Annotated in this window: 14 protein-coding genes; 3 read left to right on the forward strand and 11 right to left on the reverse strand. The window is 41.9% G+C overall.

Annotated elements, in window-relative coordinates; genetic code table 11:
• Positions 1-25: 25 nt before the first annotated feature.
• The 4 genes from AC5FX4_RS22885 to AC5FX4_RS22900 form a co-directional block, all read right to left on the reverse strand.
• A complete protein-coding gene (locus AC5FX4_RS22885; protein ID WP_493608723.1) occupies positions 26-2,059 on the reverse strand; it encodes a S9 family peptidase in 2,034 nt (677 codons plus the stop codon).
• Positions 2,060-2,111: 52 nt separating this feature from the next.
• Positions 2,112-2,642, reverse strand: a complete 531-nt coding sequence (locus AC5FX4_RS22890; protein WP_493608724.1) for a GNAT family N-acetyltransferase — start codon at positions 2,640-2,642, stop codon at positions 2,112-2,114.
• A 56-nt stretch (positions 2,643-2,698) separates the two neighbouring features.
• Entirely contained in the window at positions 2,699-4,246 is a 1,548-nt protein-coding gene (locus tag AC5FX4_RS22895) for an amidase (protein ID WP_493608725.1), read from the reverse strand.
• Positions 4,247-4,362: 116 nt separating this feature from the next.
• Positions 4,363-6,528: a malate synthase G gene (locus AC5FX4_RS22900; protein WP_493608726.1), complete on the reverse strand. Its 2,166-nt coding sequence runs from the start codon at positions 6,526-6,528 to the stop codon at positions 4,363-4,365.
• Positions 6,529-6,750: 222 nt separating this feature from the next.
• Here AC5FX4_RS22900 and AC5FX4_RS22905 point away from each other — a divergent pair, with 222 nt between their 5' ends.
• A complete protein-coding gene (locus AC5FX4_RS22905; protein ID WP_493608727.1) occupies positions 6,751-8,355 on the forward strand; it encodes an isocitrate lyase in 1,605 nt (534 codons plus the stop codon).
• An 804-nt stretch (positions 8,356-9,159) separates the two neighbouring features.
• Positions 9,160-9,657, forward strand: coding sequence for a hypothetical protein (locus AC5FX4_RS22910; RefSeq protein ID WP_493608728.1), 498 nt, complete (start codon positions 9,160-9,162; stop codon positions 9,655-9,657).
• A gap of 114 nt (positions 9,658-9,771) precedes the next feature.
• Here AC5FX4_RS22910 and AC5FX4_RS22915 read toward each other — a convergent pair whose 3' ends face one another.
• From AC5FX4_RS22915 to AC5FX4_RS22940, 6 genes are all read right to left on the reverse strand, one after another.
• The gene (locus AC5FX4_RS22915) at positions 9,772-11,223 is read right to left on the reverse strand and encodes a DNA recombination protein RmuC (protein ID WP_493608729.1); all 1,452 of its coding nucleotides are present in this window, start codon (positions 11,221-11,223) and stop codon (positions 9,772-9,774) included.
• Between the two features lie 98 nt (positions 11,224-11,321).
• Positions 11,322-11,996: a response regulator gene (locus AC5FX4_RS22920; RefSeq protein WP_493608730.1), complete on the reverse strand. Its 675-nt coding sequence runs from the start codon at positions 11,994-11,996 to the stop codon at positions 11,322-11,324.
• Positions 11,997-12,014: 18 nt separating this feature from the next.
• Complete coding sequence (locus AC5FX4_RS22925) at positions 12,015-12,209, reverse strand: hypothetical protein (RefSeq protein WP_493608731.1); 195 nt, start codon at positions 12,207-12,209, stop codon at positions 12,015-12,017.
• A gap of 253 nt (positions 12,210-12,462) precedes the next feature.
• On the reverse strand, positions 12,463-15,564 hold the full coding sequence (locus AC5FX4_RS22930; protein ID WP_493608732.1) for a DEAD/DEAH box helicase: 3,102 nt from the start codon (positions 15,562-15,564) through the stop codon (positions 12,463-12,465).
• Positions 15,565-15,720: 156 nt separating this feature from the next.
• Entirely contained in the window at positions 15,721-16,683 is a 963-nt protein-coding gene (locus AC5FX4_RS22935) for a transcriptional regulator (protein ID WP_493608733.1), read from the reverse strand.
• Positions 16,684-16,699: 16 nt separating this feature from the next.
• Positions 16,700-17,932, reverse strand: coding sequence for an AAA family ATPase (locus tag AC5FX4_RS22940; protein WP_493608734.1), 1,233 nt, complete (start codon positions 17,930-17,932; stop codon positions 16,700-16,702).
• Positions 17,933-18,643: 711 nt separating this feature from the next.
• On the opposite strand from AC5FX4_RS22940, the gene AC5FX4_RS22945 reads away from it, so the two are divergent.
• Positions 18,644-19,858, forward strand: a complete 1,215-nt coding sequence (locus AC5FX4_RS22945; RefSeq protein ID WP_493608735.1) for a replication protein A — start codon at positions 18,644-18,646, stop codon at positions 19,856-19,858.
• Positions 19,859-19,903: 45 nt separating this feature from the next.
• Here the strand turns inward: AC5FX4_RS22945 and AC5FX4_RS22950 are convergent, their stop codons facing one another.
• The gene (locus AC5FX4_RS22950; protein ID WP_493608736.1) at positions 19,904-20,770 is read right to left on the reverse strand and encodes a DNA replication terminus site-binding protein; all 867 of its coding nucleotides are present in this window, start codon (positions 20,768-20,770) and stop codon (positions 19,904-19,906) included.
• Positions 20,771-20,850 lie beyond the last annotated feature (80 nt).

Genomic DNA, 20,850 nt, shown 5'->3' on the forward strand with positions numbered 1-20,850 from the left:
TTCTGACTAAACTGCGCGCAACTATTTACTTGTTGCTGTGCTTATCAAACCACCATTGGATATAGGCAACTTTATTCATCAAGTTCGAGGGACGTGCGGTAATACCGTGTGATGCATCAGGAATACGCACCATTGCAGTTTCAACGCCTTGCAATTTAAGCGCTTGATAGTACTGTTCCGTTTCCGATATGGGTGTGCGGTAATCCGCTTCACCCGTTAACAGCATCGTAGGCGTTTTGACATTACCCACATAGCTAATAGGCGAGCGCTTCATATAATGTTCCATATGATCCCATGGTTTACCCGGGAACCAATAGTCAGCAAAAAATGGATAATAATCAGCAGTTAAAACAAAACTAAACCAATTGATCACAGGCTTAGCAACCACCGCAGCGGCAAACCTATCTGTATGGCCAACAGTCCAAGCGGTTAGTACCCCTCCACCTGAGCCACCCGTTACAAATAAACGCTTCTCATCAATAAAGCCTTTTTCAATCAAGGCATCAACGCCGGTCATTAGATCATCGAAATCATGACTTGGGTAGTTGTGGTGAATAGTTTGCGCAAACGCTTTGCCATAAGAGTCACTACCACGTGGATTCATGTATAAAACCACATTCCCTTTTGCGGCATAAAGTTGTGCCTCGGTGCTAAAGTGAGGTCCATAGTTCGCCACAGGCCCACCATGAATTTCTAACACCAGCGGATATTTCTTGGTGCTATCAAAGCCCGGAGGATAGACAACCCAACCTTGAATATCTAATTTATCATGCTTTGATTTAACCCATAGCTCTTCGACTTTGCCCAACGTTTTGTTACCCAAAGCATCATCATTCAATTGCGTTAAACGCTCAATTTTCCCACGTTTAAGCAAAGCAACATCTGCCGGCCTTTGTGTATCAGCCAGTGTAAAGGCGACATCACCACGTTTGCTTACGTCAAAATCCCCGCCAGAATAAGGACGACCAAAAGACACACTGCCGACTTGCTTGGTCAGTACTTTAGCCTCCCCGTTGAGCGTTTGATGTGCAACCACCGTTTGCCCTTCGGTGTTATAGCTATAATAAAGACCTCGGCTCTTATCATCCCATTGAATCGTTTCAATGGTCCTGTCTAACTTCTCAGTCAAGATTTCGGTTTCACCGCTATCAAGGTTCAATACATAAATATCGCGATTCTCGTAGTTTGTTCCTTTATCATCATAGCCAAGGTAAGCGAGCAAACGGCCATTTGGCGATACTTTAGGTGATACATCTGGACCCAGTCGGTCTGTCAGTTGTTTTATTTTAAGCGTATTCATATCCAACGAATACACTTCAGAATTCATCGGTTTGAGCGCATGTTCAGGGTGTCGGTTTGCAGAAAAATAGAGTGTTTTGCCATCGTCACTAAAACTGACTTCGCCACGATGGTCAAACTCACCTGAAGTCAGCTGTTGTGCATTGCCGCCATTGGCATCAATTTTAAATAAATGCGTGAACCCCGCTTTGCGATAACCCGCACCATCGAATCTATAAAATACGTCATCGATAAAAACAGGGGGTTTAGCCCATTGCGCCCCTTGAGGTTTGCCCTTTAAACTGACCGGCGTCTTGGCACTTTTTGGCACAAACTGGCTAAACACAATATGTTTGCCATCGGGTGTCCAACTAATACTGCTTGGCGATTGCGACAAGTTACTAATTTTCGCGACAGCACCAGAGTCCAACCACTTAACATAAATTTGGCTACTGCCATCACGGGTTGAAACAAAGGCTAAGCGATCGCCCGAAGGGGATAAAGTAGGAGAATAGTCTGCATGCACACCGCTTGTCACAGGCAATAATTGATTGTTATCAACGTTCACCGACCAAATATTACCAACCTTTCTGTCGGTTTTAATATCCATTCTATTGCGAACGAAGTAAATTAACTTACCATCATCGCTAAACTCAATTTGATTGGCATATTCAAGATTAAATACGTCCTGTAACTCAAGTGTTTTTTCTGCCGCCACAGCGCCGCCCATGAGAAGGCTCGCGCCAAGCGCAAGTATGCTATGTTTCACTATTGACTCCATTTATGTCATTTGGCGAGGAAGTTTCAAACCTAATATTAAAATACCTTCAGGGTCAACTATTTGCGAACAATGCAAGCTTCTGATCATTTATCCACTGGTCACCAATTTTGTAGTTATGCTTGAGCGTACCTTCTAACTCAAACCCCATCTTACGAAGTAAACCAAACGATGCTTCATTCCCTTCAGATACCGTTGCGATAAGCTTATGATAACCACATTCGTCAAATGCGAAATCAATCACCGCCTGGGTTGATTTTTTTGCTAGCCCTTTACCGTGAAACTCTGGCAAAAGCATAAAACCTAGCTCAGCTTGTTGGTAAGGTTGCCACATACTACAAAATCCATGGAGCCCGACGGGTTCATTTGACCGCTTATCTATGATCACCAGTGTGAGCCAACCAATGTTAGTTTTATGCCACTCTTTGCTATTTTGCGCACATTCCGTAAATTTTTCACGTAGTGTCTGCTCATCCATAAAGTCGGACACCCATCGCATGACTTGCTCATCGTGATGTAAACGTTCAAACAGTGGCCAATCGAGTGGCGTTATTTTTCTTAAGATGAGATCGGGTGTTTCTATCATAGCGATTCCTTGTCCGTACTTTTGAAAGCGGTTTTGTAAAGGGGTTTTACACTCATTTACTTGTCTATGGTTGCAAGAAAGTTTGGCGCTGTTCTTACTTGTGTAGCCTGTTCAAACGCGTATGCCAGTTCCAGTAATTTGTGCTCTTGGTAGGCACCACTAAAGAATGAAATCCCCAACGGTAAATGTTTATGATATGCCATCGGCACCGTTATTATCGGGTAACCCGCAATTGCAGAAGGGCTTGAACTCGCACCAGTATAATGGTCACCATTTATCGTATCAATCACCCAAGCCGGCCCGTTTGTTGGCGCGACAAAGGCATCTAACTGATGTTGTTGTATCAGCGCATCAATCCCTTTTTCACGCGCTTTTTCGCTAACAAGTGTCTTGGCTGCTTTATAGCGTTCACTCTTTATGCCCGAGGTTTGTTGCGCCATTTCCAATAACCCTTGATTAAAGTCACTCCCCTGTTGATGCGATTGGTTAAAACGTATAACTTGCTCTAAAGATTTTGTACTCACCTGTTCAGGTGTGTTAGCCAAATAGGTATTCACATCATCCTTAAACTCGCTCAGCAAAATATCAAATTCAGCCTGACTAATTTCTTCTTGATGAGGAAGCGTTAGATTATCAACAATTTCGGCCCCCTGCTGTTTCATTATGCTAATTGCTTGCGCGAAGGCGTTACTGGCAATTGGATTAAAATCACTGACGTTACGAGCTATGCCAATACGTTTGCCAGCAAGACCTTTTGGGTTTAAAAACTGTTGATAATCTATATCTTTGTTTTGTACTAAGGCATTCAAAAGTATCGCCGTATCAGAAACGGTGCGCGTCATAGGGCCAGGGGCATCCTGTGAATGAGACAATGGCACAACGCCTTTAACCGATACTAAGCCAACCGTTGGTTTTAAGCCAACAAGGGAATTGTGCGCAGCAGGGCAGGTGATTGAGCCATCCGTTTCCGTGCCAATCGCCGCCACCGCCATATTCGCGGCAACGGCAGCGCCAGAGCCAGAACTTGAGCCACAAGGCGTGCGATTGAGTACGTAAGGGTTTTTAGTTTGTCCACCCACATCACTCCAACCACTGGAGCTTTGCGTTGATTTAAAGTTAGCCCATTCGCTTAAGTTGGCTTTGCCGAGAATAATGGCACCGGCTTGTTTGAGCTTGTAAACCAACTCGGCGTCTTGCTGAGCAAAATTATTTTTAAGCACCATGGCACCCGCGGTTGTAGGCATATTGCCAGCCGTTTCAATGTTGTCTTTAAGGATAATGGGCATGCCAAACAAAGGGCTATGATCAGCCACCGTCGCATGGCGTTTGTCTCTTTGTTTGGCCTCTAGCAGTGCTTGCTCGTTCACGCTAATAATGGCATTGAGTGTTGGACCAGAATCATCAAGTTGCTCAATTCGAGCGAGGTAATATTCAGTAATTTGCTCGTAGATCAGCTTCTTTTCATCAACCAACTGTTGTAATTGCGCAATACTATGTTCAGCGAGATCGATTGGGCTATTAGCCTGCGCTGATGCACTCAACCCTGTACACATTAACAACAGTGCCGCGACGGTATGATTTTTTTTATTGCCGACGAGAAACATAAAACCTCATATAAGATAAACAAAACAGTTATCCCATACTTCTTTAAACTTCGTCACTTAGCAAGTATTTTTGAACCTTAAAAAGAAACAGGCCTGAAATTTCAGGCCTGTCGTGATCAATGCGTCATCGCTTTGTATTTTAATCGATATGCGTGCAGCAGCGGCTCTGTATAGCCATTTGGCTGCCTAGCCCCTTCAAACACGAGTGCTTGTGCCGCTTGCATAGCCAAACTGTGGTCGTTGCCAGCCATTACTTGGTAATTCACGTCATGTTTATTTTGTTCATCCACTACATGTGCCATACGCTCAAACGTATTGCGTACTTGTGTCTCTGTGCAAATACCATGTTTGAGCCAGTTCGCTATATGTTGACTTGAGATCCTCAAGGTCGCCCTATCTTCCATTAAGCCAACATGATGAATATCTGGGACTTTTGAACAACCGTTCCCTTGATCAATCCAGCGCACAACGTACCCCAAGATCCCTTGCACGTTGTTATCCAGTTCTGATTGGATCTCAGCTTTTGTTAAATTATTTTCGAGCATCAAAGGCGGCGTTAATAAGTCTTCCAACGACGCTTGTTGACGCCCCATGAGTGTTTGCTGTTTAGCAAATACATCCACATAATGATAATGCATTGCGTGTAATGTCGCGGCCGTTGGTGATGGGACCCAAGCGGTATTTGCGCCAGACTCTGGATGTGCTTGTTTTTGTTCCATCATCAACGCCATTTTATCTGGCATTGGCCACATTCCTTTACCGATTTGCGCTTTTTGGCTGAACCCACAAGCTAAACCAATATCCACATTACGATCTTCATACGCTTGGATCCAAGGCTGCATTTTGATCTGACCTTTGGGTAATACCGGACCTGCTAGCATCGAGGTGTGAATTTCATCGCCCGTTCTATCTAAAAAGCCCGTATTGATAAATACAACGCGAGATTTTGCTTGTTCGATACAGGCTTTTAAATTGACAGAAGTGCGGCGTTCTTCATCCATTATGCCTAACTTTATCGTGTTCGCTGGCAAGTTAAGTAGCGCTTCTACCTCGGTAAATAGCTGTACTGTAAAGGCGACTTCTTCAGGGCCATGCATTTTTGGTTTAACAATATTGATGCTTTGTGTGCTTGAGTTGGTTACTAAGCTATTACCCCTGAGGTCATGGACAGCACACAACGAAGTGATCACTGCATCCATGATCCCTTCAAAAACAGGCTCACCTTGCTTGTCCAAAATAGCGGGGGAGGTCATTAAATGGCCTACATTACGCACAAACATCATACTGCGACCTTTCAAAGAGATCTGCTCGCCCTCTGAGTTAGTAAAAATACGATCTGAGTTTAGCTTGCGTTTAACCACAATCCCTTGTTTATCAAAAGACTCTTCCAAATTGCCTTGCATTAGACCTAACCAATTTTGGTACACATTCACTTTATCTTCGGCGTCAACTGCCGCAACCGAATCTTCACAATCCATAATGGTGGTCAATGCAGATTCGAGTATCACATCTTTAATGCCCGCTTTATCAGCCTGACCGACCGGATTATGGGGATCAATTTGGATCTCAATATGCAGATCGTTATGTTTGAGTAAAATCGCGCTAGGATCTTGTGCTTGTCCTTGATAACCAATGAATTGTGCCTCTTCGGCCAGTTTAACCTGAGATGAGTCGTTGAGTGTCACCACCAATTGACCATTGAGCACCGCGTAATTGGTGCTTTCTATGTGCGAGCCGTTACTCAGAGGCAGCGCTTTATCCAAAAACTGGCGAACATACGCCATCACTTTGAAACCTCGCACTGGATTATATTGGGCCGTTTTCTCTGCACCGTCATGTTCAGGGAGTACATCTGTACCATACAGCGCATCATACAGTGATCCCCAGCGCGCATTAGCGGCATTTAACGCAAAACGCGCATTGCTAACAGGTACCACTAACTGCGGCGCTGCGGTCAGTGCTATCTCGGGTTCAACGAGTTCAGTATCGATGCTCACTTGCTCAGGTTCAGGCACTAAGTAGCCGATATCTTGTAAGAATGTCCGATACTGAGCACTATTCCAATGTGCATGCTGCGTATGAAACACATCAATTTGCTGTTGCAGTAAATCACGCTTTGCAAGCAACGCTTTATTCATCGGTGAGAGCGTATCGATGATACATGCAAAGCCCTGCCAAAAAGCGCTTTGCGATAGTCCAGTACCTGGCAAAGCCTGAAGATTGATAAAGTCGTAAAGGCGCTGATCTATCGTCAGCCCAGCTTCTTGCATGCTTGCTTGCATAGTGAATTCCTAAGTAAAGTTTGAACGGGTTTAAATAAACCATATCGTATTTCGCCCTAAAACAAACCCCAAAAACCATTCACGAAAAATATACTCACAATAATAACTATAAATTTAAAAAATCTAGATTTGAGGCCTAGTGTGTAATTAAGCACCGGCTACAGAGCACGGGTGCCACTCTCACAACTTAAAAAATATGTAACCCGTTCGAAGGAATTAACTATGACTCGCTATCAATCACAGCTCGACCAATTCGCGACTTTGTGCCAAACCCAAGGTAAAACTTGGCAATCAATTAACCCTGAATTTGCCAGTCGTATGAATCTGCAAAATCGCTTTAAAACCGGTTTGGATATCGCCAAATATACTGCCAAGGTGATGCGTGAAGACATGGCCGCTTACGATCAGGATAGTAGTCAATACACGCAGTCACTGGGGTGTTGGCACGGTTTTACCGCGCAACAAATGATGATGGCAGTAAAACGTCACCAAAAAACCACTAAGCGTTCATACGTATACTTAAGTGGCTGGATGGTTGCGGCGCTGCGTTCTGAATTCGGCCCTTTGCCAGACCAAAGCATGCATGAAAAAACCTCAGTCCCAGCGCTCATTGAAGAGATCTACACCTTCTTAAAACAAGCGGATGCGCGCGAGCTAGATCACTTGTACCGCGATTTGGACGCAGCAAAAGCGCAAGGCAAAGACACCAGTGAGATCATTAATAAAATAGATAACTTTGAAACACACATCGTACCGATTATTGCAGACATCGATGCCGGTTTTGGTAACGAAGAAGCCACTTACTTACTGGCTAAAAAAATGATTGAAGCGGGTGCTTGTGCCATTCAAATTGAAAACCAAGTATCGGATGCAAAGCAATGTGGTCACCAAGCAGGTAAAGTCACCGTGCCACATGAAGACTTTTTGGCAAAAATTAATGCCGTACGATACGCATTTTTAGAGCTTGGCATCGAGGATGGCATCATCGTCGCTCGTACCGATTCATTAGGTGCCAGTCTGACACAAAAAGTACCGGTATCAAAAACGCCGGGGGATTTAGCGAGTCAGTACACCGCCTTTTTAGATACCACGCCAGTAAACAGTGCCGACGATCTGAATGATGGTGAAATGGCAATTAAGCTCGATGGTCAGTTACGTAAACCTGTGCGTCTCGACAACGGACTATATCAATTCAGAGCAGGAACAGAGAAAGACCGCGTGGTGTTAGACTGTATTACAAGCTTGCAATCTGGTGCTGACTTACTTTGGATTGAAACAGAAAAACCGAATGTGCAGCAAATTGCCGAGCTGGTAAACCGCGTTAAAGAGCAAGTACCCAATGCCAAATTGGTGTACAACAACTCACCATCATTTAACTGGACCTTGAAGTTCCGTGAGCAAGTATATGCGCAGTGGCAACAAGAAGGCAGAGATCTGAGCCAATACCCCGATCCGAGTGCGGATGCAAAAGCACTCATGGCGCCAATGCTTGATAATTCAGACCTTGCAAAAGCAGCCGATGAATTAGTTCAAAACTTCCAACGCGACGGCGCACGAGAAGCGGGTATATTCCATCATCTAATTACTTTACCCACTTATCACACGGCAGCGCTCAGCACAGACATTCTTGCCGAAGGGTATTTTGGCGAACTTGGTATGCTGGCTTATGTAAGAGATGTTCAACGTCAAGAAATTCGCCGTGAACAAGCATCGGTTAAACACCAAGACTTAGCAGGGTCAAATATTGGTGATACGCACAAAGAGTACTTCTCTGGTGAAAATGCCCTTAAAGCGGGTGGGGAAGCCAACACCATGAATCAATTCTGATTTTAAGTTGATGTTACTTTTAAGGGCCATCAGGCCCTTTTTGTTTTTAATTGCTGAGATCACGTTTTTACTAATACAGGATCAACTCAACGAAATAGAGGAATAGCTATACTTTCAAGCACATAAAATGATTGTTTACAGCGAGATTATTACTCTTCATCAAATACTCAAGCCCATTACGCAGCTATACAAACCAAAATTTTACTAACTAATGCACCTACAACTCACCATTTTACTAACTCAGTACAGTAATAAACCGATTTTTTACTAACTCAACTAGGTAAAAAACTGATTTTTACTAACTCAAATCATCTCATTGTAATAATTACAATTATTGAATAAATTTCAATTTGTAAACCCCCTTTACATTTTTACATCCAGCGATTTTCAAAAAGTAGGTCACACCTTTCTACAAAGCCTTATTTTACTAAACTTTTTACAAAAAAAATTATTACGACGACAACCACGGTTTCAAGAAAGCGACTAACGGAGCATAAAACAACGCAACCTAGAAGCTCATAAATCTCATTTTTTACACGCACTGCGTATCATCATACATCGGTCAGTAAAACAATGATCCAAAAACAAAATATCTATTTAAAATCATAACCTTAACAATTTAAAGATATAGATTACTAGCGTATTGATATGAATGTAGATCAGATTTTTATCAACATCTGATAAGGGCCTCCAGAATAAAGCAAATAAAGGTACAACCTCGGACCTGTCATAAACTCCATTATGATCCATTTTTCTTCCACATTGTTCGTCTTTAATGAGCAACATACATGAGAGGACAGATTAATGAACCAACGCACAATGAAACATGGAGACTGGGCTAAAATTGTTGAGTCACGCAGCAAAAAACAAAGCCCTCAACCTAAAAACAAAGCCAATATTGCCTTTATTCCAGTTATGTTATTGGGGTTTTGTGTTATCGCTATGCTTTGGGTGCTGGTGCTGGACTCAACGCAAGAAAGGCAGCTTCCAGAATTAAAAGTGGATCAAAAAGCGCGTATTTCTCGCTACTTTTCAAAACAATTCATCATGGGCAGCTGGCAATTAAGAGAAACCAAGTTTACCAACTCAAGCATCAAGGTTTTGGTCGAAATGCCTACCGAATTGGCAATGAGTGAAGAGCAATTAACACAATATATTCAAAGCTCTTTGTGCCCATCACGTGACAACCGTGTGTGGCGTGATGTCAGTCAGTATAATCTGTTTATCAATTTATTTGTGCGCACGCCTAGAAATGGCATCTATGCAGAATGCAACAATCCGAATATAAATAATATCAGTTGATAGAACCCCCAATTTTGGGGGTTTTGTTTTTCCCAGCCATCTAATCACACTCGCTCACATTTCCACAGTATGTCACATATCACGTAATGTGAATCTAGCTGACAAAAATGTAACTCAATCGGCCTGATCAAGTTCCAATCGTGACTTTTCCACCAGCTCATCGGGCAGAGATTTAGTTACTGACACACCCAGCTCTTTAAACTCCGAGGCCTGCTTGATGAGGTTACCTTTACCGCTGTATAGCTGGCCAAAGGCTTTATCGTAGCTTTCTTTGGCTTTATCTAGCTGTTTACCCACGCCATCCATGCTGCGCAAAAAGGCATTAAGTTTGTTGTAAAATTTTTCAGCTCGCTGCGCAAGTTCGCGGCTATGTTTGCTTTGTTCTTCAAACTTCCATAGTTGCTTGACGATATTCAAGCTGGTTAACAAAGTTGTCGGGGTCGCAACCAGTACGTTAACATCTAGCGCTTGCTGGTAGAGGCTAGGGTTATGTTTAATCGCCTCTACAAATGCAGACTCAACTGGAATAAACATGATCACCACTTCCGGTGAGTTGAGCCCAGGTAATCGCTCGTAGGATTTGTCGCCTAACTCCTTTATTCGCGCTTGTATCGCATTGCAGTGCTCCACAAGCGCTTCATTTGCACTCGCTTGATCCTGAGCATTCACATAGCGGGTATAAGCGTTGAGGGAGGTTTTTGCATCCACCACTAGGTGCCTTCCTTGTGGTAAGTAAACAATCACATCAGGGCGAAACTTGCCATGCTCTGTGGTAAACGACACTTCACGTTTATAGTCATAACCCGGTCGTAAACCCGCACTATCGAGCACATTTTCAAGCATCAGCTCACCCCAATTGCCTTGCGTCTTTTTTTGGCCTTGCAATGCTGTCGTTAACTTGTCCGCTTGCTCTGTGATCAGTTTATTATTGGCTTGTAAATGCAGTAGCTCAGTTCTCAATGAAGCCCGTTGTTTTAGCTCTTCAGTGTGAATGGCTTCCATTTTGTCTCTAAAACCTTTGAGTTCCCCTTGCATGGGTTGTAACAGTTGGCTGATCCGCTCTTGGCTTTGCACATTGAAGCGCGCTGTTTTTTCATCAAAGATTTGATTGGCAATATTTTGAAACTCTTGCTTTAGGATCTGCTTTGATTTTTCGAGCTGTGCAATTTGCTCATCAAACGCTAATTGCTTCTGCTCAAAGGTAGTTTTGAGATCGGTGAGTTCTATTTCAAGCCCGTGAGCTTGCTCTTGCGTTCGCGCTAATGATTGTTCGCTTTGTTGCCATAGACGTTGATACTGCTCGGCTTGGTTTTGTTTTTCCGCCAAACGGGCTTGATACTGCTGACACAGTCCATGAAGCTCAAGCTTATCAGCCTGTAGTTGTGAGGTTTGTTGAGTAGTAGAGTCAGCTTGTTCAGCTTGAAGTGCCAGTTTTTGCTCCATCAAAGCCAGTTGCGACTTAAGTTTTTGTTGCTGTGATCGATACCAAGGAACAAACACGCCGGTACCGGCACCAAACATCACAAGATGTATCCAACTAAGCTGTGAAATAACGGTCTCAAGCATAGCCTATCTCATTGAGAGTATTCATATACTTGATAATACCCCACAGAGCAAAAACACGCACTAACTAACCTCAGCTGCACAAAAGAGGATTTGCCCAATTAAGATAGCTGCTCACGATCGAAACGATATCCAGCCCCGTACACAGATCCGATCAATTTAGGAGATGCACCAAGCTGCTTGATCTTTTTACGAATGTTCTTGATGTGGCTATCGATAACGCGATCGGAAATATCAAAGTTGTCGGGCTGCACATTATCTAAGATCTGTTGCCGAGAAAATACGCGACTAGGTGCATTATACAATAAAGCAAACACATCAAATTCAACCTTAGTGAGACTTAAAGGCGCCCCGTGTATTTTGACCGTCAAGCTACTAGGCTCAACAACAACCGCCTTGGCATCCTCAGGTTGCGGGGTACAGCGTCTTAAAATGGCTTTAATGCGCATTACCAGCTCTGCTGCACTAAAAGGCTTACACATATAATCATCTGCGCCAAATTCAAGCCCTTTTAGCCTGTCGGCTTCTGCGACTTTTGCAGTGACCATAATAATCGGCACCATAGAAAACTGGCGAATTTGCTTCATGCACTCAACACCATCTTGGTTTGGTAGCATAATATCCATGACGATTGCATCAGGTTGATTTTGTTCAACCCATGGCACAACTAACGCCCCATCGGCGATGTGAGTTGTATCGAACCCCGATGCTTTAAAAAATAAGATAACTTGCTCAGCAATGTCGTAGTCGTCTTCAACGATTAAAATGTGTTGCATGGCTGTGTGTATGGCCTTCTATTTAGCTTTGAGACCGGCAAGCTGCAGCCGTACTTGTTCACGTAACGACTCAGATAATGTGTCATCCAATAACACCATCGTAAGGATGCCTTCAAGATCCCCACAATTTGCCACTTCTTGAATTAGATCATAGTCACATTGTGACAAGGGTTCTATAAAATCCAATTCATTTGCCACGATCATTTGGCACATCACGCATTTTCCTTTGGTTGTTAACCTAGCACTTTATTATTATTCCATTTAATCGTAACAATATGGATAAAATGTGGAATACCTCCCAGCTAACCGTAAAAATTTTACACAAAAAAGCCAGCAAAAGCTGGCTTTAAAAATGGTAATCAAGGGGGAATCAACAAATGCTTATCGCTACCAACAAGCATAATCATAGACCCATGTATTTTTAAGTTAGTTCAAAAATAAATACATTTATTTTAAAAAAAGGCTGTTAACGTAGTAAAGCGAGCATTTGTTCTTCATCAAACTTACTTAAATTCATCGCTTTATCTTCGAACAATGCGTCGACTAAGGCTTGCTTTTGACGCTGCATGGTAAATACTTTTTGCTCGATTGAGTTGGCCATTATCAGCTTATAAACAAACACCGGTTTGTCTTGACCAATACGATAGGCACGATCGGTGGCTTGGTTTTCAACCGCAGGGTTCCACCAAGGGTCAAAATGGATCACCGTATCCGCTTGCGTTAAATTAAGCCCAGTTCCACCCGCTTTTAAGCTAATCAAAAAGATATTGCATTCACCGCTGGTAAATTGCTCAATCACTTTATCACGCTGCCGCGTTTGTCCGGTGAGTTGCGTAAACGCCAAGTCCAGTTCATGACATTGTTGGGCGATAAGATCCAGTACACTGGTGAACTGGCTAAATATAATGATCTTACGACCTTGATCCAACATGATCGGTAAATGCTGGCGTAACCAATCAAACTTAGCGCTGAGCGCTTCGGTCTGCTTATCCACAAGTCGTGGGTGACAGCAGATCTGTCTGAGCTTCAATAAGGCGTCTAAGAACATTAGTTTACTGCGCTGCACACCTTGCTCTTTGAACAAGTGCACAAGATCATTTTCAACTTGTTGCTGCACGCTGGCGTACAGTTGGCTCTGTTCTGACGTGAATTCAAGTTCTTTGATAAGCTCTGTTTTAGCTGGCAACTCTTTGACAACCTGCGCTTTGGTTCGGCGCAAAATAAACGGGGCTATTACCGCATGTAACTCTCGAGCACGCGCCTTGTCCTGCTCTTTCTCAATGGGATATTGAAAGTACTGTTTAAATTGCTGCCTTGTACCCAAAATATCTGGCATGACAAAATCTAGCAACGATTTAAGTTCCAACAAGTTGTTTTCAACAGGAGTGCCACTCAAACACAGTTTGAACTGCGCATTGAGCTGCTTTACACATTTTGAGATCTGTGCCGATTCATTTTTGATGTATTGTGCTTCATCCAGCACGATAGAATCAAATTCTAGGCCTTTGTAATGCGCTAAATCACGTTTTAGAAGCGGGTAGGTGGTGAGAATGAACTTTGACTTATGAATGCCCTCTAGCAGCTCTTCTCGATTGCTACCATGAATTGTTGTAAGCGTTAAATGCGGCGCAAAACGTGCAAATTCGTTTTGCCAGTTGCTGACTAAGCTAGTCGGGCACACTATCAAACTTGGTTTGCTCACTAGGGTATTATGCTGCGTGATAAAATATGCAATCACCTGTAGCGTTTTGCCCAAGCCCATATCGTCCGCCAGAATGCCACCTAGCTGGTGTCGATTTAAAAACTTTAACCAATCAACACCTTGCTCTTGATAATCTCTCAGCGTAAACGTTTGATTGGTAGTGCCCAAAGCCGTATTTGAGCTTACTTTCGGGTTATTAAGCTCATCAAGGTATTCAAGTAATCGAGGATCATCGCAACTCACCGCGACATGCTCTAAGTTGAATAACTCTTTGGCAAAAAAGAACGGAAACTTAAATTGGCTATTGGAAAGATAATAACTAAACCTTTGCTTTAAGGTCAGTAACTGCTCATAAGTTTGCGTGGGAATTGCATACGACTGTTCAGCAATTTTAACGTAGCGATATTTGTCAGCAAATTCATTGATCTCAAGTTCAGGTTTATTGTCCCAATCAAGCAAGACAGTGTTGTCATCAAATTGCACTCTGCCAATGATGTGATGGTGTTTATCTCGCCTAAGCGACAAGGTTACTTTTGGCTCTAAAACAGCACCTTGCTCACTGAGTTCTTCAACCGCCCAGCCTTTGTTTATTAGCTGCTCTTTCAACTCACGGTTAAACCAATGATAACCTTGCTCATTTTCTACCGGTAACGCGTAAGTGCCTTCATTGCTATTCAACCCTAAACCAGTGAGTAATAACTCACTTCTATTTTTGGCTTTATTTATCGCAGAAGTTGCCAGCCCTTTTGTGTTATCAAGCGTTAAAACAAAACGTTTATTGCTCTCGTTTTGTACAACGCTTAAGCGGCTTTTTAATTTGGTTTTGATGTCTTTTTGTGCGATCCCCGTTGGCGGCTCTATCACATCCGTTGGGTATAGCTCTGAAAAACGTTCCGTAACCTGTTCAAGTTGCTCGGTAGTCACCGCTGGCATCGTCAGTAAATGCGCAATTTCATCAGCACTGAGCTGTGAGCTGATCCGACCAACTACCAAACGTTCAGTATCAAGATAATAGGGTGGATCGGTTCTCAACAGAAGCCATTGTGGCGTATTAGACAACAAGGCTTTCAATTGCGCTTGCTTACTATCTTGCTGCCATACAAAAGTGAGGTTTTGCTGATGGGCAGCTGATAGGGGTTTTCGTTCAGTTTTATAATATAGGCGATTTGTATGTAGCAACTGTTGCAAGGCCGCATGTCCCCAGCTGCCACTCAATTCATAATGACCTGGCGCATTTTGTGATCTCACCCAGCTAAACAATCTAAAATCGTCTTCAGCAACGCCAGGAGGAGGTAATTGGCTCACCAACTGTTGTTCGGTCAGAGGCCGACCGAGCGGGTAGTTACCATCGGGCTTAAAGGCGCTGATTTTCGGCATGAGTTGCAGCTCTTTCCCTTGCTGCTCAAGAGAAAACAACAAAACATTATCAAAATCTTGTGGTTTAGTCAGTTGTAACGATTCCAGCTCATTAAACCAATCGTTAACAAGGTAAGCTTCGCCAAACCCGCCTGAGTGCTCTATTTTAAGTTTGAGTAAGACCGCGGCAATATGTCGACACTTGGCGTTTGATGAGCAGGTACACTGAGCGTCAACGCGTACACCATTGGCAGTTTGCTGAATATCAATATGCTGGGAGAAAGTATTACCAAAGTTACCAATAACTTGTGATTCAATTTTTGAAAAGTCATCCGTGTGTTCTAGGAAACTGATCTGCGAATCTTTTAAATATTCTTTTGCTTTGCTCAGCATTTGCGCATTGAAATACTGCTTTAAAAAGCGCTCTGATAAGGGAAATTGATTCGCTTGTTCTTGTTTTATCTCTTCAAACAAAGCAAACAACTGTTCTTTAGACAACTGCGTAGACATCAGCACGATACTAAAATTTACTCATCCGCCCAGTATATGGGATTGGCGTTACAAGAAAAAGGGGTAATGGGGCAATAAACGCGAGTATTTCACTGGTTGGAGCACACAAGGAAACAAACCAAGTTACGGGCAATGCGTAACTTGGTTGATTATCAATCAATTATAACTTGATAAGAGCTTTTGTAGCTGTTCTAAACGTTTGTCTGTTAAAACACGGTTATCGATTTTGATGGTGATATCACCGCTTTTTAAACTGCGCTGTACCTTGATGAAATCGCTTTCAAGTAAAGATTCATTACGCTGTGCTTTTTCTTCAAATGTGGTTAAATATTTAGTGATCATCAAAGCACGTTTTTCGTCACTCATTTCTTCTGACATAAATGACTGATTTGGTAGCTCTGCAATCATTTGTTCAAACAAGTTGAGATCCAAACTAATTGCTTCGATGATCTTCTTAGCCGCTTCTCGACCCACATGATTTGCCGTAGGGTATAGGTTTAAAACATGCTTAGGAATATGTTCGTACGCTTTTATCGCATCAGCAATAGCCGTATGTGAAACGCCTTCTAACGCCGCAATTTCTCTAAATGACCCTTTTTTACCTTGCTCTTGTAATTTGAGCTTGGTGCCATGATAAGCCTGACCCAACTCCCACAGGCTTGGCGCAATATATTGATCCGATGAAATAGCGAGTAGCTTTGCATCTTCCTCATTAAAATCACTGGATGTCAACACCACATAATCAGCGCCCGCAAGTAGGCACGCCTTGCGTCTTCTTGAGCCAGATAACACCCATTGCATATTATCTTTTTGCCAGCACAATGCAGGGTGTAAGTTACGCTTATCGCTTTTAATTGCAGGTAAAATGTCAGCAACAGAGCGCTCATTAAGCAAAGATTGCTCACGGCGGTTTTGGCCATATACTTTGCTTTTTAGCTCAATATCTTTGTGTTTTATTACCTGACAGGTCAAGGTGATTGTACGATTAGGATCACTTGGCGCGGGCATGGTGATCACATCACCCACTTTTGCTTGATCAAGCAGATCGTCGAGACTACTCCCCTCTATCGCCGTTGCAAATGGATCAAGTCTGGTATCATTTTTACGTTTTTTTGCCATGAGTAAGCCTATTTTGTTATTGCGTGAGCGATGATTGTGTTGACAGCCAATTTGATCGGATCAACATTTCGAGTTCATCAACTACGTCTTTTATATTTTCCTGTGCCTTGATGAGAGATTCTCTGCTGGCCAAACTGTCTGACGTTTTTTGGTCAAATATTGTATTAAACGATGAAGAGCTGGCCGTAATTGCCGAGCTATGATTAATCGGGTAACTCATTACCTGTCGACCAAATGCACTTCGAACGTCTTTAACAATATCACGCTGTGAATGGTTACCTTTCACATAATTCGTCACAAGAAATTGCATAAAGTCCCAGCCTTCATGGCCTAAGGCAGCAACCGTGTGATAAATTTCACCCAATCTTTTCAGATACTTATTATTTGCATCAAAGTCTACAGCTTCAGGATGAACTGGGATCAACATTGCTGTAGAAGCCATTAGTGCGTTGTAAAACATAAAGTTAAGAGAAGGGGCTGTATCAATCAGAATAATATCAAATTCATCTTCAACTGGCTCAATCACTTTCTCGCATAGTTTGTGATAATGCCTTGTTTGAGCATAGCCAGAACTTTCTTTCAACTCCGTGGCTGTCTCATGTTCAAAATAAAAGTCATCCATGCCTGAAGGTAGCACTCTAATATTAGGAATGTGCGTTGTCTGAAATGCATTCGACACAACGCTACGCCAAGTTTCATCGGGTTCAAGCTCAATACAATCACGCATTAAGTCACCAACTGTGATCGGTTCTGGATCATTGGATGGAAAAAAGCTTGATGATGAACCTTGTGGGTCTAAATCAATGATGCCAATACGATACCGTTTTATGTTGGTCGTTGCCAAAGCGGCAGCTATATTGACCAGAGAGGTTGTTTTACCACAACCGCCTTTAAGCGAATTGATAACAATGACCTGTAGCTTATCACCTGTTTTTCGTTGATCCGCATCCACACCCATGATCTCTGCCATCGCAAAAATATTCGCTAAGGTATACGCATAATGACCATTTGCGCCTTTTTGAATATTTAAGTGATCAAAGTCACCTTGATCATGACGTCGTTTCAAGGTCCTATTATTACAACCTAATAAGTCTGCGGCTGCTTTTTGAGTGTAGGTTCTAAGCTCTTTCTCATCGGTTTTTAAATGAGCTCTGTAATGTTGAATGCGACCTTCTAGCGACTGTTCTGCAACTTCTGCAGTGGCTTTTAACAAGCTATAGGTTGAAAGTGCTTTATTATTAATTGACATGCGCGATATCCTTTACTTGATGCCTATCATTATAATGTCCATTAAATTAGTAGTAAACAACAAAATATATAGACATCAATAAATTTTATTAGCTTGCTTACAATTCTAAGTATAATTAAGAAAGCTTAGATATGGTTAAGATATAGGTATATAAGGTTAAAGCACCAAAAAGTGCTCTTAAGTATTTGATAATAAATATAAAAGATTTAAAATGTTAGATCAGCTATTTACTACGTGAAGATCTGATCTTTACCTAGTGGCGGATCAACAATTTACCAAGCGTGAAAATCGGAAATTGATTTCGCACAACTTATCAACAGAGTTATGCACTTATTAGCGGTCTTGGATCAAGTTTATACTAAGAAAATTCAAAGAGTTACTAACAAAAAGTAGGGGATGATCTTGTTCCAGTAGTTAAAGATCAGATCTTTCCTTAGTACAGATCGGATCTATACCAAGATGTGATGAAGTTATGCACAGGCAGCTTTAAAATCAGCCTGTTAGGGCTGTAAATTCGCCTTTAACGATCATGTTTCTGCATCTGATCTTAGCAAAGTTAGTAAAATATCGATCTGTGGAGTCTATGAGTTAGTAAAATTGCGATCCCTATGAAAATTTTACGCCCAGATCATATTTTTACTAACTTAAGTCGTTAACTTTTGCTGATGAATATGTTGTTATAAGCTGTCATATAATTTTGGAAGTAGAACAATGAGCCGAAAGGTGAACATCTCAGTAGATAACTTGCCAGATTCGTTGCGCGGTCAGATCCATGGTGTGGAAAGTGCTATCGACAATGAAAGCTTAGCGTTATTCACTGATAATAAAGATGTTCGGATATCTTTAGAAAACGCAGCCCATGGCTTACGCGCTTATTCGAATACCTTCAATCATTACGATCTTTGGGGTCGCTTTGTTCGTTCTGGACATAAAAAATTACCACTTGAGGAAGCTCCTAAAAAAACCATCGTGACCCGCCGCATTTCGGAAAAGGTAGATGGGATCCTTTACGAAGGTGAAATTAAAATTACTCCAGCGGTCGTCAGTACCAAAAAAGACGGCGAGGATCTAGAGTACCTAGTTTGGCCGTCTGATAGAGAAGAAAAAGTTGAGCGCGCGCTTATTCGCTTAGCTTCCAAAGGCAAGATCGTTAAAATTAATTTTAAATCGGGTATTCAGTACGCGGTTATTTTTTCTATGAATGAATTGGCGCAAGAGCTTAAAGCTGTTGGTCAATCAATGCCTTATCCGCAAATTAAAGAATCATTAGAAGCATTACAAGGTTCGAAACTTTCGTTTAGGTACTCTGCAACTGACACAAAAAACTCGGATATTGATGACTCGTTTTACGAGTCAAATATGAACTTTTTATCATCACTACATTTTAGTGGCAAAAAAGGGCAAGGCGGCAATATTAAGTGTGTCGCTTGTTTAAATGCTTTTGTTCATAACATGATCGATAACTTAGAATATAAAGGCTATTACTTTAATAGTGCACAAGAGCTTAAACGTGGTTTGTCACGTTGGATGATGCTACGCCTTTATCATTTGTGGCGTTATGCGGCTCCGGGTAAAACATATCATTTCCGCTTACTTTCTATAATGGAAAAATATGGCTCGATTTATTCTACTGATGAAATTTCAGAGAATAAATTAAAAGCGTTGCGTCGTGATATGACCACAACAATGAAAGACTTAATTGAAAAAGGCGCTATTTCTGAATACAGCATTACCAATGTAAAAGATGATAAAAGCGGTTTAATTGTTGATTATGTATATGAAATGCATCCATCAGCACAGTTCTGTGAAGAAATTCTCGCATTGAATAAACATCACAAACGTATCGAGATCCAAGGTGGAAAACGTATTGTTGAAAATGCAGAAGTGATTGACGAAGATACGTTGGAAGAAATCGTAAAAAAATAAGTTAAGAACTTAATTACAAGAAGGGCTCCTAGTTGGAGCCCTTTTTTAATTCACCTGCTCTAAATAAATTCGATCTACTAAAAAGTTGTATTCACGTTTTCTTGGGTGGTTTTCATTTTTTTCATAATCTGTGAGCACACCCAGTTTGGTTTCAGGGTTTGGATTAAACAAAATAAATGGTAGTGCCGCACTGACGTGGTAGCGTTTTTGTGCTGTAAATCGCACATTCACCTCTGGTGAAACGCGAGTTGGTCTGCGGATCCTTAATTTACTGTTTGCCTTTAGACTACTGATGCGTAACTTTTCTTGTTCAACTAAGTTATGCCATGACTGCTGATCGATCATCCGAGGGTTTGAATAATTTGATGAACGTTCCAACATATCCATGGCCGCTTCTTTGGATAAAGTGCGGGTAGCATGCTTGGTCATCCAAGTAAATCGAACCGAATAGGGAATGGCCGTTTCACTGTGAATTTTTCGATAGCTTGCAAGCGTAAGCAAAGAGGGAATTGCACTGTGAACGGCTTCAAAGCGTGCATCATTATTGGGTATCTCTAAAATAAGCTCTTTGAATTTTAACTTTGCGTCATTCACCGTTTTAAGGCGTGCTTGAAGTGCCTCATCTTTATCGTTTACGCACAGTAACCCAGGATGTCGCTGCATCACTTTACCGCTGACTTTTTCATCAACAAACAAATCTTTATATCCAGAGATAATTTTTGCCAAAGCATCATCGCCAGTATGCTTTATTACAGGAATATGGGTTGGTGCTTTTTGTTCTTGCTCTTTTTCAATTTTTGGAAGCTCAAAGTAAATGGCTTTTTTTATATCGGCTTGAGCCAGTTCCTCACAAAAGAGTGATAATTGTTCAAACATTAGATCAAATTGAGAACGTATCGCAAATTTATTCATATTGGTTACTGTTTAATTCAATGGTTTCTCGGTGTTATTTTTTGTGGGTTAATCATCTATTTTGTATGATGTGTTCCACA

The organism is Pseudoalteromonas sp. ATL1 (assembly GCF_058933015.1).

Bases quoted from the DNA above. Each gene is read 5' to 3' on its own strand.
- AC5FX4_RS22885 (WP_493608723.1), bottom strand. From the start codon at position 2,059: ATGGAGTCAATAGTGAAACATAGCATACTTGCGCTTGGCGCGAGCCTT.
- AC5FX4_RS22890 (WP_493608724.1), bottom strand. From the start codon at position 2,642: ATGATAGAAACACCCGATCTCATCTTAAGAAAAATAACGCCACTCGAT.
- AC5FX4_RS22895 (WP_493608725.1), bottom strand. From the start codon at position 4,246: ATGTTTCTCGTCGGCAATAAAAAAAATCATACCGTCGCGGCACTGTTG.
- AC5FX4_RS22900 (WP_493608726.1), bottom strand. From the start codon at position 6,528: ATGCAAGCAAGCATGCAAGAAGCTGGGCTGACGATAGATCAGCGCCTT.
- AC5FX4_RS22905 (WP_493608727.1), top strand. From the start codon at position 6,751: ATGACTCGCTATCAATCACAGCTCGACCAATTCGCGACTTTGTGCCAA.
- AC5FX4_RS22910 (WP_493608728.1), top strand. From the start codon at position 9,160: ATGAACCAACGCACAATGAAACATGGAGACTGGGCTAAAATTGTTGAG.
- AC5FX4_RS22915 (WP_493608729.1), bottom strand. From the start codon at position 11,223: ATGCTTGAGACCGTTATTTCACAGCTTAGTTGGATACATCTTGTGATG.
- AC5FX4_RS22920 (WP_493608730.1), bottom strand. From the start codon at position 11,996: ATGCAACACATTTTAATCGTTGAAGACGACTACGACATTGCTGAGCAA.
- AC5FX4_RS22925 (WP_493608731.1), bottom strand. From the start codon at position 12,209: ATGTGCCAAATGATCGTGGCAAATGAATTGGATTTTATAGAACCCTTG.
- AC5FX4_RS22930 (WP_493608732.1), bottom strand. From the start codon at position 15,564: ATGTCTACGCAGTTGTCTAAAGAACAGTTGTTTGCTTTGTTTGAAGAG.
- AC5FX4_RS22935 (WP_493608733.1), bottom strand. From the start codon at position 16,683: ATGGCAAAAAAACGTAAAAATGATACCAGACTTGATCCATTTGCAACG.
- AC5FX4_RS22940 (WP_493608734.1), bottom strand. From the start codon at position 17,932: ATGTCAATTAATAATAAAGCACTTTCAACCTATAGCTTGTTAAAAGCC.
- AC5FX4_RS22945 (WP_493608735.1), top strand. From the start codon at position 18,644: ATGAGCCGAAAGGTGAACATCTCAGTAGATAACTTGCCAGATTCGTTG.
- AC5FX4_RS22950 (WP_493608736.1), bottom strand. From the start codon at position 20,770: ATGAATAAATTTGCGATACGTTCTCAATTTGATCTAATGTTTGAACAA.